12 protein-coding genes are annotated in these 15,010 nt (G+C 69.7%); 8 read left to right on the forward strand and 4 right to left on the reverse strand.

From position 1 onward, the window contains the following. Positions 1 to 43 precede the first annotated feature (43 nt). The 6 genes from V7Q31_RS05260 (at position 44) to V7Q31_RS05285 (ending at position 6,560) form a co-directional block, all read left to right on the forward strand. On the forward strand, positions 44 to 1,333 hold the full coding sequence (locus V7Q31_RS05260) for an NAD(P)/FAD-dependent oxidoreductase (protein ID WP_333832631.1): 1,290 nt from the start codon (positions 44 to 46) through the stop codon (positions 1,331 to 1,333). Positions 1,334 to 1,369: 36 nt separating this feature from the next. Continuing rightward, on the forward strand, positions 1,370 to 3,025 hold the full coding sequence (locus V7Q31_RS05265) for an alpha-glucosidase (RefSeq protein WP_442976362.1): 1,656 nt from the start codon (positions 1,370 to 1,372) through the stop codon (positions 3,023 to 3,025). 345 nt (positions 3,026 to 3,370) lie between these two features. Further along, complete coding sequence (locus V7Q31_RS05270) at positions 3,371 to 4,129, forward strand: heme ABC transporter permease (protein ID WP_333832632.1); 759 nt, start codon at positions 3,371 to 3,373, stop codon at positions 4,127 to 4,129. After that, positions 4,129 to 4,299, forward strand: a complete 171-nt coding sequence (ccmD, locus tag V7Q31_RS05275) for a heme exporter protein CcmD (protein WP_333832633.1) — start codon at positions 4,129 to 4,131, stop codon at positions 4,297 to 4,299. Before V7Q31_RS05270 ends, ccmD begins: the two co-directional genes overlap by 1 nt. 19 nt (positions 4,300 to 4,318) lie before the next feature. Then, entirely contained in the window at positions 4,319 to 4,906 is a 588-nt protein-coding gene (locus V7Q31_RS05280; protein ID WP_333832634.1) for a DsbE family thiol:disulfide interchange protein, read from the forward strand. Between the two features lie 61 nt (positions 4,907 to 4,967). Continuing rightward, positions 4,968 to 6,560: an MBL fold metallo-hydrolase gene (locus V7Q31_RS05285; protein ID WP_333832635.1), complete on the forward strand. Its 1,593-nt coding sequence runs from the start codon at positions 4,968 to 4,970 to the stop codon at positions 6,558 to 6,560. A gap of 10 nt (positions 6,561 to 6,570) precedes the next feature. Here the strand turns inward: V7Q31_RS05285 and V7Q31_RS05290 are convergent, their stop codons facing one another. From V7Q31_RS05290 to V7Q31_RS05305, 4 genes are all read right to left on the reverse strand, one after another. Next, positions 6,571 to 8,088, reverse strand: a complete 1,518-nt coding sequence (locus V7Q31_RS05290; protein WP_333832636.1) for a tripartite tricarboxylate transporter permease — start codon at positions 8,086 to 8,088, stop codon at positions 6,571 to 6,573. A gap of 12 nt (positions 8,089 to 8,100) precedes the next feature. Then, positions 8,101 to 8,598 carry a tripartite tricarboxylate transporter TctB family protein gene (locus V7Q31_RS05295; protein ID WP_333832637.1) on the reverse strand — a complete coding sequence of 166 codons (498 nt, stop codon included), beginning with the start codon at positions 8,596 to 8,598 and terminating at the stop codon, positions 8,101 to 8,103. Between the two features lie 95 nt (positions 8,599 to 8,693). Next, positions 8,694 to 9,671, reverse strand: coding sequence for a Bug family tripartite tricarboxylate transporter substrate binding protein (locus V7Q31_RS05300; protein ID WP_333832638.1), 978 nt, complete (start codon positions 9,669 to 9,671; stop codon positions 8,694 to 8,696). A 230-nt stretch (positions 9,672 to 9,901) separates the two neighbouring features. Then, positions 9,902 to 10,273 (reverse strand): response regulator, encoded by a 372-nt coding sequence (locus tag V7Q31_RS05305; RefSeq protein WP_333832639.1) that lies wholly within the window; start codon positions 10,271 to 10,273, stop codon positions 9,902 to 9,904. A 347-nt stretch (positions 10,274 to 10,620) separates the two neighbouring features. Here V7Q31_RS05305 and V7Q31_RS05310 point away from each other — a divergent pair, with 347 nt between their 5' ends. Next, on the forward strand, positions 10,621 to 11,466 hold the full coding sequence (locus tag V7Q31_RS05310; RefSeq protein ID WP_333832640.1) for a helix-turn-helix transcriptional regulator: 846 nt from the start codon (positions 10,621 to 10,623) through the stop codon (positions 11,464 to 11,466). A gap of 181 nt (positions 11,467 to 11,647) precedes the next feature. Further along, positions 11,648 to 15,004, forward strand: a complete 3,357-nt coding sequence (locus V7Q31_RS05315; RefSeq protein WP_333832641.1) for a transglutaminase family protein — start codon at positions 11,648 to 11,650, stop codon at positions 15,002 to 15,004. Positions 15,005 to 15,010 lie beyond the last annotated feature (6 nt).

Genomic DNA, 15,010 nt, shown 5'->3' on the forward strand with positions numbered 1-15,010 from the left:
GCGCGGATTTGAACTGTCGGCCCCGGCCCGCTAGGGTGCGCGGATGCAGTTCCTCACGGCCAACGACGCGCCCGGCGCCCATGCCCCGAGCTGGTTTCGCGCCACCGCCAACTCCGCCCCGACCACGGGGCCGCTTTCGGGCGAGACGCGCGCCGACGTTTGCGTGATCGGCGGCGGCTATGCGGGGCTCTCCGCGGCGCTCCATCTCGCGCAGGCCGGTCGCGACGTGGTTCTGCTCGAGGCGCACCGGCTCGGCTGGGGCGCTTCAGGGCGCAATGGCGGACAGCTCTCCTACGGGCCGCGCATCGGCATGGACGTCTATGAGCGGATGCTCGGCCCCGACGACGCCCGCAAGATCTGGGAGATCTCGACCGAGGCGACGCGCCTGACCAAACGCCTGATCGCCGAGCACGCCATCGCTTGCGATCTCAGCCCCGGCCATCTGGAAGCCGCGGCCAAGCCCGGCCACGCCGAGGCGATGCGGCGCGAGGCCGACCATCTCGGGAAGGTCTATGGGCATGAAGGCCTGCGCTGGCTCGACCGCGGGTCCTTGCGCGCCCGCGTCGCCTCGCCGCTCTATCATGGCGGGCTCGACGACCCCGAGGGCGGGCATCTCCACCCGCTGAACTACGCGCTCGGCCTCGCCGATGCGGCGCGGAAGGCCGGCGCGCGGCTGCATGAGCGCTCCGTCGTGCGCGAGATCGGCGAGGGCGTCGCGCGCACCGATGCGGGCGAGGTCCGCGCCGACTGGGTGATCCTCGCCTGCAACGGCTATCTCGACCGGCTGGAGCGCCGCGTCGCCGCGCGGATGATGCCGATCAACAATTTCATCGTCGCGACGGAACCGCTGGGCGCGCGCGCCGATGCGCTGCTGCCCCGCGGCGACTGCGTCGCCGACAGCTGGTTCGTGCTGAACTATTTCCGCCTGTCGCCCGACGGCCGCCTGCTCTTCGGCGGCGGCGAGACCTATTCGCACAAGTTCCCCAGGGACATCGAAGCCCTCGTGCGCAAACCGCTCGAACGCGTCTTCCCGCAGTTGAAGGGGGTGCGGATCGACCATGCCTGGGGCGGCACGCTTTCGGTGACGGCCAACCGCGCGCCGCTGTTCTGGCGCGACGGCAAGCGGCTGCTGTCCATCGGCGGCTGGTCGGGCGCGGGGGTTCACATGGCGACGATGGGCGGCGCGATCGCCGCGGAAGCCGTGCGGGGGACGATGGCGCGCTGGGATGTGCTGGCGCGGGCGGCTTCCGGCCCCTTCCCCGGCGGGGACCGGTTTCGCCCTGCGCTGCTCGCGCTCGCGATGACCTGGTATGCGCTCCGCGACCGCCTCTGACGCCGCAAGGACGCCGAGGACGAAGGAGATACGCCGATGTTCGTCATGCCCGCCCCCGAAACCGCCATCGCGCCGCGCCAGCTCGGCGGGGCGGCCGACTGGTGGCGCGGCGGGGTGATCTATCAGATCTATCCCCGCAGCTTTCTCGACATGAACGGCGACGGCGTCGGCGATCTCGCGGGGATCGCGGCGCGGCTCGACTATGTGGCGAGCCTGGGGGTGGATGCGATCTGGATTTCACCCTTCTTCGTCTCGCCGATGGCCGATTACGGCTACGACGTGTCCGATTACCGCAACGTCGATCCGCTCTTCGGGACGATCGAGGATTTCGACGCGCTGCTCTCGGGGGCGCATCAGCGCGGCCTGCGGGTGATGCTCGACCTCGTGCTGTCGCACACCTCCGACAAGCACCCCTGGTTTCAGGAGAGCCGGCTCGACCGGTCCAACGCGCGGGCCGACTGGTATGTCTGGGCGGACCCGAAACCGGACGGGACGCCGCCCAACAACTGGCTGTCGATCTTCGGCGGCCCCGCCTGGGAATGGGACAGCCGCAGGCGGCAGTATTTCATGCACAATTTTCTCGCGAGCCAGCCCGACCTGAACTTCCACAACCCGGACGTGCAGGAGGCGATGCTCGACGTCGCTCGATACTGGCTGGAGCGCGGGGTGGACGGGTTCCGGCTCGACACGGCGAACATGTACTTCCACGACAAGGAGTTGCGCGACAATCCTCCGGCGGGCGGGCTGATCGTGAACGGCATTCCCGAGCAGAACCCCTATGCGATGCAGCAGCCGATCCACAACATCAGCCGCCCCGAGACGCTGGGCTTCATGGAGCGGCTGCGCGCGTTGATGGACCGGTATCCAGCCACGGCGACGGTGGGCGAGATCGGCGCGGTGACCGACATGTATCGCGCGCTCGCCGACTACACGGCGCCGGGTCGGCTGCACATGGCCTACAGCTTCGACTTTCTGGGGCGCGCCTTCTCGGCGGCGCAGGTGCGCAAGGTGGTCGAGCGGATGGAGGCGATGGGGGAGGGCTGGCCATCCTGGGCCTTCTCCAACCACGACGTCGAGCGGGTGCTGACGCGCTGGGGCCTAGGCGCCGAGGCCGACCGCGCCGGCCCGCTGCTGCTGGCGCTGCTGGCCAGCCTGCGCGGCACGCCCTGCCTGTATCAGGGCGAGGAGCTGGCGCTGCCCGAGGCGGTCGTGCCCTACGAGATGCTCCGCGACCCCTATGGCGTGCGCTTCTGGCCCGACTTCAGGGGGCGGGACGGCTGCCGCACCCCGATGCCGTGGTCGGCCTCGGTGGCGCATGGCGGCTTCACCGCGGGCGAGCCGTGGCTGCCGGTCGGCCCCGACCATCTGTCGCGCGCGGTCTCGCTTCAGGAAGGCGATCCGGCCTCGCCGCTTGAGCGCGCCCGCGCGTTTCTCGCCTGGCGGCGCGAGCGGCCCGAGCTGAAATCGGGCGACATCGCGTTTCACGACGCCGAGGAGCCGGTCCTCGCCTTCACCCGCAGCCTGGGCGACTCACGTCTGCTCTGCGCCTTCAATCTGGGCGGGCGGGCGGCGTCGTTCGACACGGGAGGCTTCGGGCCGGTCAGCCCGTGCCCGGGCCACGGATTTTCCGCCCATCTGGAAGGCGCCGGCGCGGCGCTCGGACCGTTCGACGCATTTTTCGCGATCTACTGAGGCGCCGGGGGCCTGTCGCAGCTTTGACATCTTGAAAATCCGACGTATCGTTTCACTTATCGCTTACGCATCCGCATGAAGCTGACAGTCGGTCCTCAACCCGACGAAGAGCCGAGAGGGGTCATGAAGCAACTGATCGACAGGATCGCCGAGTGGCTCGACGGGCTGTTTCCCGATGCGGCGCCGCAGCCGATCCCGATCCGCGTAAAGGACCGGCGCCGTCGCTGACGCGACGGTCGCGGGAGTTCGGTCCGCCCGCAGCATCTCGCGGCTGCGACGTCAGCGCGCAAGGCCGGCGTCCCACCTCCCGTTGCTGACCGAAACCGGCAGGGCTACATCACTTGCATGTCGATCTGGCGCTTCGCGAACCCGACCAACTTCATGCGCCTTTCCGGCGCGCTGATGCCCGTGATGGCCGTCGGCGGCGCGGCGGCCCTGTTCGTCGGCGTGGTCTGGGGGCTGTTCTTCACCCCGCCCGACTATCAGCAGGGCGACACGGTGCGGATCATGTACATCCATGTCCCCGCCGCGATGATGGCGATCAACATCTATTTCATCATGGCGCTGGCGTCGGCGATCGGGATCATCCGGCGCCACCATGTCTCGTTCCTCGTGGCCAAGGCGGCCGCGCCCATCGGCGCCGGCCTCACGCTCGCCGCGATCCTGACGGGGGCGCTCTGGGGCCAGCCGACCTGGGGCACCTGGTGGGAATGGGACCCCAAGCTGACGTCGATCCTGATCATGCTGTTCTTCTACCTCGGCTATATCGGGCTCTGGGCTGCGATCGACGACCCCGACAAGGCGTCGGACCTGACCGGCGTGCTATGCCTCGTCGGCGTGGTCTTCGCGGTGTTCGCCCGTTACGCCGTCGAGATTTTCGGCGACCAGACGCTGCATCAGGGCGCGTCGCTGTCGCTCGACGCGGAGAGCAATGTCGATCCGGTCTTCTACCGGCCGCTCATCGTGACGGTGGCGGGCTTCTACATGTTCTTCATCGCGCTGCTGCTGCAACGCGCGCGGACCGAGATCCGGCTGCGCCGCACCCGAGCGCTGAGACTCGCCGCCGCTGCGGAAGGCGCAGCGCCCGCCGGAGAGCCCGCCTGATGCTTCAGCCCGGCGCGCATTGGGAGTTCGTGATCGCCGCCTATGCGGGGACTTTCGCGATCATGGCCGCGCTCGTCTGGTTCAGCCTGCGCGCCGACCGCAGGGCGCGGCGCGAACTCGACGAGATGGAAGAGCGCATGCGCGGGAAGCGCCGAATGGGGCCGCGCTGACCCTTCGGAGAGAGCTGCGATGAGCGACGACGCCGCACCGACCGATCGCGCCTCCTTCTGGGGCCGCTTCGCGCCGCTGATCATCTTCCTCGGGCTTGCGGGGATTTTCGGCGGCTATCTGATCGCCACCAACTTCTTCGGTTATCAGCGCGACGCGCTGCCCTCGGCGCTGATCGACAAGCCCGCGCCGATCACCGAACTGCCGCCGCTCTTCGCGGGCGGGCAGGGGATCACGGAGGCCGCGCTCAGGGCCCCGGGCGTCAAGCTGGTCAATGTCTGGGCGAGCTGGTGCGGGCCGTGCCGCGCCGAACACCCGATCCTGATGGAGCTGCAGGCCGAAGGCTTGACCATCCTCGGCATGAACCACCGCGACGCGCCGGAGCAGGCCACCGCCTTCCTGCGCGACCTCGGAGACCCTTATTCCGCCATCGGCGTCGACCGTACGGGCCGGGCGAGCGTGGAATGGGGCGTCTACGGCGTGCCGGAGACCTTCGTGGTCGACGGCGAGGGCCGCATCGTCTTCAAGCATGTCGGCCCGATCCAGCGCCGCGATCTCGAGACGCGCCTGCGCCCCGCCATCGAGGCGGCTGCGGCGAAAGGCGGCTGAGCGGCGCGCTTCCCGCAGCGCGCCGCCTCCGTCAGGATCGCGGCGCAAGGGGGAGGCGCGCATGGCGGTCAGGCTGATCTTTCGCGGCGGCGCGGGGACCGTGACGGGCTCCTGCGCGCTGATCGAGCATCCCGGCGGACGGCTGATGGTCGATTGCGGGATGTTCCAGGGCAACCGCACCACGCGGGAGTTGAACTACGCCGCGTTTCCCTTCGACGCCGCTGAAGTCGACCATCTGCTGCTGACGCACGCCCATATCGACCATAGCGGGCTGATCCCGAAACTTGCGCTGGCGGGCTTCGACGGTCCGGTCCACGCCACCGCCCCCACGCTCGACCTGCTGCGCTTCATGCTGCCCGACAGCGGCGCGATCCAGGAGGGCGAGGTGCGCCGGCTGAACGCGCGGTTCAAGCGCGAGGGCAAGCAGACGGTCGCGCCGATCTACACGCGCGAGGACGCGGAGGCGGCGCTGACTTTGGGGCGCGCGCATCCGCTGGAGGAGTGGTTCGACGTCGGGCGCGGGGCGCGGGCGCGGTTCTGGAATGCGGGCCACATGCTCGGCTCGGCGTCCGTGGAGTTGGCCATCGAGGATGGCGGGGCGCGGCCCTTGCGGCTCCTGTTCTCGGGCGATCTCGGGCCGGACGAGAAAGCGTTCCACGCCCCGCCCGACGCGCCGGAGGGTTACGACTACGTCGTCTGCGAAAGCACCTATGGCGACCGCGAGCGCGAGGATCAGACCGTCGCCCAACGCCGCGAAGCGCTGCGCGCCGAGATCGTCGCGGCGATGGCGCGCGGCGGCAATCTGGTCATCCCCTCCTTCGCGGTCGAGCGCAGCCAGGAGCTGTTGCACGACATCGGCGTGTTGCTGGCGCAGAAGGCGATCCCGAACGGGCCGGTCTTTCTCGACAGCCCGCTCGCGAGCCGCGTCACGGAGGTCTTCGCCCGGCACGCCGGGGAGTTCGACGACATCGACCTCGACGAGGCGGAGCTGTTCCGCCATCCGAGCTTCCGGATCACCGAAAGCGTCGAGGACAGCATGGCGATCAACCGCATCGCCGGCGGGGCCATCGTCATCTCGGCGAGCGGGATGGCGGATGCCGGGCGGATCAAGCACCATCTGCGCAACAATCTCTGGCGCGGCGAGGCGACGGTGCTGTTCGTCGGCTATCAGGCGCCGGGCACGCTCGGCGAGCGCATCCTGTCCGGCGCGCCCCGGGTGCGCATCCATGGCCGCGACGTCGAAGTGCGCGCGACCATCCGCAGCCTGCAGGGCTACTCGGCCCATGCCGATCAGGGCGAGCTTGCGCGCTGGGTGCTGGCGCGCCGGCCGATCCGCGCGGGCCTGTTCCTCAACCATGGCGAAGACGAGGCCCGCCACGCGTTCAAGGCGTTGCTGGAAGCCGAGGGGCTCGGCGGCGCCGAGATCCACCTCCCCGAACTCGACGACGCCTTCGCATTGCGCGCCGACGATGCGCCGCTGCGCGAGGCGACGACGCCGCGGGTCGATCCCGCGCGGCTGCGGCGCGACTGGGCGGACGACCATGTCGACTTCACTCTGCGGCTCGCCCGCGCGCTCGACGCCGCCCCGGATCCTGCGTCGCGCGAGCGCCTGATGGGGCGGCTGCGCGCAGTGCTGGACGAGGCGGGCGGCTGACCGCCCGCGGCTACTGCGCCGCCTTCAGCGCCTCGACGCCGCGCCGCCACAGCGGACGGATCGCAGGCAGCAGGAACAGGAGCGCCGACGCCCCCATGAGCGCCCCCGAGATCGGACGTTCGACGAAGGTCGCGAGATCGCCCTGCGATGAGATAAGCGCCTGCCGGAACGCCTTCTCCAACAGCGGTCCGAGCACCAGCGCCAGCACCAGCGGCGCCAGCGGATAGTCCATCTTGCGCAGCCCGTAGCCGGCGAGGCCGAAGGCGACGATCAGCCAGACGTCATGCATCTTCTGGTTCGGCGCGAAGCCGCCGACGATGCAGAGCAGGATAACCACCCCGGACAGCGCCGCGAACGGCATGCGCAGCGCATAGACGAAGAGCGGGATCAGCGCGATGTTGACGATCACCGCGAAGACATTGGCGGTGTAGAGGCTCGAGATCAGCCCCCAGACGAAATCCGGCTGCTCGATGAACAGCATCGGCCCCGGCGAGAGCCCCCAGATCACCATGCCGCCGAGCAGCAGCGCCGTGGTGGGAGAGCCGGGAATGCCGAGGGTGAGCATCGGCAGGAGCGAGCCGGTGGAAGCTGCGTTGTTGGCCGTCTCCGGCGCCACCACGCCCTCAATGGCCCCCTTGCCGAATTTCTCCGGTGTCTTGGAGCCGGTCTTGGCGAGGCCATAGGCCATCAGCGCCGCCGGCGTCGCGCCCGCAGCCGGCAGAAGTCCGACGAAGAACCCCAGCACCGAGCTGAAGGTCATCAGCTTCCACGTGCGGCGGAGCGCGCGAAATCCCTCGATCAGATCGCGGAAGCCGATGCGCGCGTTCGTCACCTTCGGCGCGCCGCGCGTCTCCTCGATGGTCCAGAGCACCTCGCCGAGACCGTAGACGCCGATGGCGAGCACCAGGAAGCTGATGCCGCTGTAGAAACCGGGCATGTCGAAGAAGATCAGCCGCGGCTGCCCCGAGATCAGGTCGAGCCCAACCGTGCTCAGCACCAGCCCGAGCAGGATCATCGCGAGCGTCTTGAGCACGTCGTCGCCGCCGAGCCCGACGAAGGTCGTGAAGGCGAGCACGACCAGGGCGAATTCCTCCGCCGGGCCGAAGGCGAGCGCGAAATCGGCGAGCGGTTCGGCCAGCAGGGTGAACAAGATCACCGAGATCGTGCCGCCGACGAAGGACGCGGTCGCGGCGGCGATCAGCGCCAGCCCCGCCTTCCCCTGCTGCGCCATCGGGCGGCCGTCGAAGGTCGTGGCCACCGCAGTCGAGGCGCCTGGAATGCCGAGCAGGATCGAACTGATCGCGCCGCCATACATCGCGCCGTAATAGACGGCGGCGAGGAAGATCATCGCCGAAGTCGGCGGGACCAGAAAAGTGATCGGCAGCAGGATCGCGACCCCGTTGACCGAGCCGAGGCCGGGCATGGCGCCGATGAACAGCCCGGCCGTCACGCCGAGCACGATCACCGTGATGTTGAGCAGGCTCAGCGAGGTCGCGAAGCCGTCGGCGAGGTGGACCAGAGTTTCCATTGCGGCGCGACCTCAGAACACGAGACGGTAGAGCGGCCCGAACCACGGCTCGGTGAAGCCTTTCGGCAGGATGATGCGCAGGGTCGCCTCGAAGAACAGGAACAGGACCACCGGCGTCGCGAGGACCATGATCGCGGTCGTTATCCAGCCGATCTTGCCGAAGACGCGCAGGTGGAACAGCAGGAAGAGCGGCAGCGCCACATAGACGCCGGCGACCGTCGTGAGCGCCACCGCCGCGATCGTGCTCAGCGCGACCGTCAGGAAGGGGCGCGCCGATTCGGGATGCATGAAGGGCGTGCGCGCGTAGCGCGACGTCGGGTCCGATCGCCATTCGCGGATCAGAATGGCCGTCGCGATCGCGAACATCGCCGCCGAAAGCCAGAACGGGAACGCTCCGCCGCCGGGGCCGGAGCTCGCCTCCCATCCGATCGGCAAGGCGAGGCCATAGGCCATGAACATGGCGGACAGGGCCATAAGGGCGAGGGCGGTGACGAACTCCGCGACGCGCATCGGCGGATTCCTTGCGAGTGGGAAACGAGGATGGCGAGCGGGACGGCTGCGCCGCCCCGCCCGTCAGGCGCCTGTCCGAAGGGGCCTGGCCGAGATCAGGATTTCAGCGCGTCGAGCAGCGTGGCGTGCTTGTCGCGCTCGGCGAGGAAATAGGCCTGGAGCGCGTCGCCCGTCAGCAACTCCGACTCGAGCGCCTGCTTCTCGGTGTAGGAACGCCACTGCTCGGTCGCATGCAGCTTCTGGAACATGTCGGTGTAGAAGGCGACCGCTTCGGGCGGCATGCCGGCCGGGCCGACGAAGCTGCGCTGCATCTTGTAGACCAGATCGTGGCCGAGTTCGCGCATGGTCGGGGTGTCGGGCAGGGGGGCGATCCGCTCCTCGGTCAGCGCGGCGATGGCGCGCAAACGACCGGCCTGGGCGAAGGAGAGCGCCTCGGACGGGTTGTTGACCGTCGAGTCGACGTGGCCGCCGACGAGGTTCTTGGCCACTTCGCCGCCGCCGCCGAACGGCACATAGGTGAAGTCGAGGCCGAATTCGCGGCTCAGCATCGTGGTGACGAGGCTGTCCTCCTGGCCCTGCCCGGTGCCGCCCATCTTCCACGACCCGCCCGCCGCCTTCACCGCGGCGACGTAATCGTCGAGCGTCTGGATCGGGCTGTCGGCGTTGACCCAGAGCACGAAGGTGTCGAGCGCCATCCGGGCGATGGGGGTGAACTCGGCGATGTCGACGCCGATGTCGGTCTGCAGCGGCGTGGTGTAGTAGCTGTTGAGCGTCGCCATCACGACATGCGCATCGCCCGCCTTGTCCTTGAGATAGCGCAGCGCTTCCGCGCCCGAGCCGCCGCCCTTGTTCACCGGAAGGATCGGCATCGGCGACAGGCGGGCCTGGTCGATCATCGACTGGAACAGCCGCGCGAGCTGGTCGGCGCCGCCGCCCTGCCCCGCCATGATCACGAGTTCGACCGGGCGCGACGGCGTCCAGTCGGCGGCGCGCGCAGGGGTGCCGAAGGCGGTGAGCGCGGCCGCGGCGCCGACGCCGGCGAGCAGGTCGCGTCTGGAAAGGGTATTGGTCATCGATTGGTCCTCCCTGAGCCGACATTGCGGCGAAGGCGCCGGCCATCGCCCGCAGCCGGGCTGCGACTTCTTGGCGCATAGATGGAGAGGTTACCTGAGAGGGCGCAACTTTCAATCCCTCAAGGCGCAAAAAATTTTAAATTGTTCTTCACTCTTTGCGCTGCGCGCGAGAGAGCCGGTCCAAAAGGGTCGAAAAAATCTGGACCGGTCCCCTCTTGGTCTTCGCGGCGTCAGGCCGCGCGCGCCTGCGCCGGGGCGTCCACTGCGGCGCAGAGAGTTTCCAGGTCGATCGGCTTGCGCAGCGTCCGGTCCGCCGACTCGACCGCATCCTCGAAGGCGCCGTCGCGCAGCGCGATCGACCCGGTGACCGCGATCACCTTGATCCGGGGCTGGAACAGCCGCGCCAGACCCGCCAGAACGATGGCGCCGTTGAACGGCATGATGACGTCGCAGATCATCACGTCGAAGGTTTCGGTTTCGAGCGCCGCCGCGGCGGCGTCCCCGTCATGGACCACCCGAACCTCGTGTCCGGCGTCCATCAGCGTCTCCGACCAGATCCAGCACAGATCCGCATCGTCTTCGGCGATCAATACGCGCGCCATCTCATCCCACTCCGCTCCAAACGCCTTTCGGCCTCACCCGTCGCCTTGATGCAGCGCCAAGCGTTACCAACCGGTTTACGACTTTAGTCGTAGTCCCTTCGAATGGAGCGCGTCGAGCGGCGCTAGGGCGTCGAGCAAGCGTCGGCGTGCCGGCCCCGCGATCCGGCTTTCGCAACCCTGATGCGCCGAGGGCAGCGATGGCCTCCTCGCGGCGTTCGGGATTTGCGGCCCGTGCGACGCACCCAGTCGTCGGCGGCGGCGACGCGATATCGAATCTTCGAACTTTAGTAAGATTTTCTGTATCTGTGGTGCTTGGGGATGAGGCGGATAGATCAGAGGCGGCGATCATGCGCCGAGTCCTTCCAGTCGCCGACGCCATTCTGGCCGCCGAAACCCCTGAGGCGATCGGCGAGGCGCTCGGCGGGTTGCGCGACGCCTGGGGCGTCGATCAGGCGACGTTCATCATGCGGGCGCCGGATCGCGCCGACGTCGCGCCGGCGGCAGGAACGCTCCCCGGCGCCGCCGGCATGTGGCTCCGTCGCCGCGGATGGTTTTCGATCGCCTGCGTCGAGCCCGAATGGGTGAGACGCTACGAGGAATTGAGCTTCCAGAATGTCGATCCCGTGGTCCTGACGGCGTCGCGCCGCTTCTCCGCCTTCGACTGGCGAGAGCTCGACTTTTCCGCCCCGAGGTCCGCCGCACTCCGCGCCGAGGCGAGCGCTTATGGCGTCGGCCTGCACGGGCTGACGGTGCCGCTGCATGGCGCCCCAAGTTGCGAGGCCGCATTCTCGGTCATATCGACCGGCGGGCCGGCCGCGTGGGACGCGGTCGTCGCCGAGGGCCTCGGCGATTTCCTGACGATCGCCGCGGCGCTTCAGCAGCGCGCGCACGCGCTGCTCGGTCTTGCGACCGCGCCGCGCCGTGCGCCGGACCTCGATCATGTTGAACGGCGGGCGCTCGCCGGCATCGCCTCGGGGCGTGGCGTCGCCGAGATCGCGGGCGAGTTGCGGTTGACCTGCGCCCAACTTCGCCGCCGCCTCGCGACGGCCCGTGCGAAACTGGGCGCGGAGACCCTCGCGCAGGCGGTCGCGCGAGCTCTGCGCCTTGGAGTTCTGCACCCTCATCCCGACGAGCTCCGATACGGCGGCGCCCGCCCTGTGCGAGACGGCGCGACGCGAAGCGCCTCGTCCTGAGTTTTCGGCCCCGCCGCCGCTGCGCGGATTTCCGAACGGCGCCTGCTTGGGCGCCCATGTATTGGGCGCCCAAGCAGGCCCGGCGCGCCATCGCGGCGCAGCCGGCGCGCCGGCGCTTGCGCCGCGGGCGCGCCGCTGCGCAGGATCGCTCGAGACCTCGCCCCCCGAAGGACGCCGCCCTGTGAGCATCAACGCCGCGATCACCCACCGCACCCGCTACGACTACGACCGGCGGATCGACCTCGGCCCGCAGATCGTGCGCCTGCGCCCCGCTCCGCACAGCCGCACCAAGATCCTCGCCTACAGCCAGAAAGTCAGCCCCGAGCCGCATTTCCTGAACTGGCAGCAGGACCCGTTCGGCAACTACCTCGCCCGCCTCGTCTTTCCCGAGAAGGTGGATCACTTCGAAGTCACGGTGGACCTCGTGGCCGACATGGCCGCCGTCAACCCGTTCGACTTCTTCGTCGAGGACGCCGCCAAGAGCGCCCCCTTCGCCTACAGCCCCGAGGACGCCAAGGACCTCGCCCCCTATCTGGAGACCGGCGCGCAGGGCACGGCCTTCGAGAAGCTCTTTCAGGACCTGCCCAAGAAATTCGAGCACACGGTCGATTTCCTCGTCGCCGCCAATGCGCGCGTGCGTCAGGAGGTGGACTATCTCGTGCGCATGGAGCCCGGCGTGCAGACGCCCGAGGAGACGTTGCGCAAGGGCTCGGGCTCGTGCCGCGATTCGGGCTGGCTGCTGGTGCATCTGATGCGGCGCTGCGGCCTCGCGGCGCGCTTCGTGTCGGGCTACCTGATCCAGCTCACGCCCGACATCAAGGCGGTGGACGGCCCCTCCGGCCCGGCGGCCGACTTCACCGACCTGCACGCCTGGTGCGAAGTCTATGTGCCCGGCGCCGGCTGGATCGGCCTCGACCCGACCTCCGGCCTGCTCGCGGGCGAAGGCCACATCCCGCTCGCCTGCACGCCTTCGCCGCGCTCTGCGGCGCCGATCACCGGCGCGCACGAGCCCTGCGGCGTGGAGTTCTCCTTTGACATGGAGGTCCGGCGCGTGCGCGAGGAGCCGCGCGTCTCGCGCCCCTTCTCCGACGACGCATGGGACGCCATCGACGCCGCCGGACGCGCGGTGGATGCGAAGCTCGCCGCGCAGGACGTGCGGCTGACCATGGGCGGCGAGCCGACCTTCGTCGCCGCCGGCGACCGCGACGCGCCGGAGTGGAACGAGGAGGCGGTCGGCCCGACCAAACGCCTCTACGCCGACCGGCTGATCCGGCGGCTGCAGAAGCGCTTCGCGCCCGGCGGAGTGATCCATCACGGGCAGGGCAAGTGGTATCCCGGCGAGCAGCTGCCGCGCTGGGCGTTCGGGCTCTACTGGCGGCGCGACGGCGAGCCGCTGTGGCTGAACCCCGACCTGATCGCGACCGAGGACGCCGGCGCCTTCGCCTTCGAGGACGCCGAACGCTTCGCCCGCCAGATCGCGGAAGCCCTCGACCTCGACCCCGACGCGGCGCAGCCCGCCTATGAGGACCCCGCCACCTTCGTGCTGAAGGAGGCGATGCTGCCGGACAATCTCGACCCCGCGAACAACCGGCTCGACGACCCGCTTGAGCGGATGCGGCTCGCGCGCGTTTTCGAGCATGGGCTTGGAAAGGCGGTGTCGATGGTGCTGCCGGTCCAGCTCGCCCAGAGTCAGGGCGCGCGCGACTCGCGGCGGCGGCGGCGCTGGCGCTGGACGACCGAGAAATGGCGCACCCGGCGCGGCAAGCTGTTTCTCGCGCCGGGCGACAGCGCGGCGGGCTACCGGCTGCCGCTGACTGCGCTACCCTATCTCTCCGAGAGCGAATATCCTTATCTCAACGAACTCGACCCCTTCGCCGCGCGCGAGACGCTGGCCGCGCCGCGGCTGGCGATGCAGGGGCGCAGCGATGCGGGCTCGGCGGCGGCGGCGGCGATCGCGCCCGCCGGCGTCGCCTTCACGGCGGCCCCGCTCGGCGCCGTCGATCCGCGGCTGGCGATCTTCACCCAGCACGTCCGCACGGCGGTCGCAGTCGAGGTGCGGCACGGGCGGCTCTGCGTGTTCCTGCCGCCGCTGCCTTCGGCCGACGCCTTCGTGGACCTGATCGCCGCCATCGAGGAGGCCGCCGAAGCCGCGCAGACGCCGGTCCAGATCGAAGGCTACGCGCCGCCGCACGACGCGCGCATCAACGTGATCAAGGCGACCCCCGACCCCGGCGTGATCGAGGTGAACGTCCACCCGGCCGCCAGCTGGGAGGAGCAGGTCGCCATCACCGAAGGGCTCTACGACGACGCGCGCCATTGCGGGCTGGAGACGTCGAAATTCCTCTATGACGGCCGCCCGGTCGGATCGGGCGGCGGCAACCATATCGTCGTCGGGGCCGCCGCTGCGCCCGACAGCCCCTTCCTGCGGCGGCCCGACCTTCTCGCCTCGCTGGTGCGCTACTGGCAGAACCACCCGTCGCTGTCCTTCCTGTTCTCCGGTCAGTTCATCGGCCCGACATCCCAGGCGCCGCGGATGGACGAGGCGCGCGACGACATCCTCTACGAGATGGAGATCGCGCTCGCGCAGGTTCCCGCGCCCGGAGGCGACTGCCCGCCCTGGCTGGTGGACCGCATCTTCCGCAACTTGCTGACCGACGCGACCGGCAACACCCACCGCGCCGAGATCTGCATCGACAAGCTCTACTCGCCTGACGGCCCGACCGGGCGGCTGGGCCTCGTCGAGTTCCGCGCCTTCGAGATGCCGCCGCATCCGCGCATGAGCCTCGCCCAGGCGCTGGTGCTGCGCGCGCTGATCGCGCGCTTCTGGGACCGTCCCTACGAAGGCGGGCTGATCCGCTTCGGCCCCGCCCTGCACGACCGCTTCATGCTGCCGCATTTCGTCTGGGCCGATTTCCTCGACGTGCTGGAGGAGACGGGCGGCGCGCTCGGCCTGCGCTTCGACCCCGAATGGTTCCGCGCGCAGTTCGAGTTCCGCTTCCCGCTCGCGGGCGATCTGCGCCGGCGCGAGGTGCTGATGGAGGTCCGCTCGGCGCTCGAACCCTGGCATGTGCTCGGCGAGACCGGTGCGATCGGCGGCACGGTGCGCTATGTGGACAGTTCGCTTGAGCGCGTGCAGATCCGGGTGGAGGGCGACCTGCAGGGCCGCTTCGCCGTCGCCTGCAACGGCTTCGAAGTCCCGCTGACCGCGACCGGGCGGCGCGACGAGTTCGTGGCGGGCGTGCGCTACCGCGCGTGGCGGCCCGCCGAATGCCTCCACCCCACCATCGGCGTGCACGCGCCGCTGCGGCTCGACCTGTGGGACCGCTGGAGCGGACGCAGCGTCGGCGGCTGCATGCTGCATGCGGCCCATCCCGGTGGGCGCAGCTTCGAGACGCAGCCGGTCAACGATCTCGAGGCCGAGGGGCGGCGGATGGCGCGCTTCGATCCCGGCGGCCACCAGCCCGGCGGCTGGGCGCCGCGACCGCCGAGGCTCAGCCCCGAAGCGCCGCTCACGCTCGATCTGCGCCGGCAGGGCTGAGGGCGA

Origin of the sequence: Rubrimonas sp., from assembly GCF_036788415.1 — a bacterium.
Lineage (GTDB): Bacteria > Pseudomonadota > Alphaproteobacteria > Rhodobacterales > Rhodobacteraceae > Rubrimonas.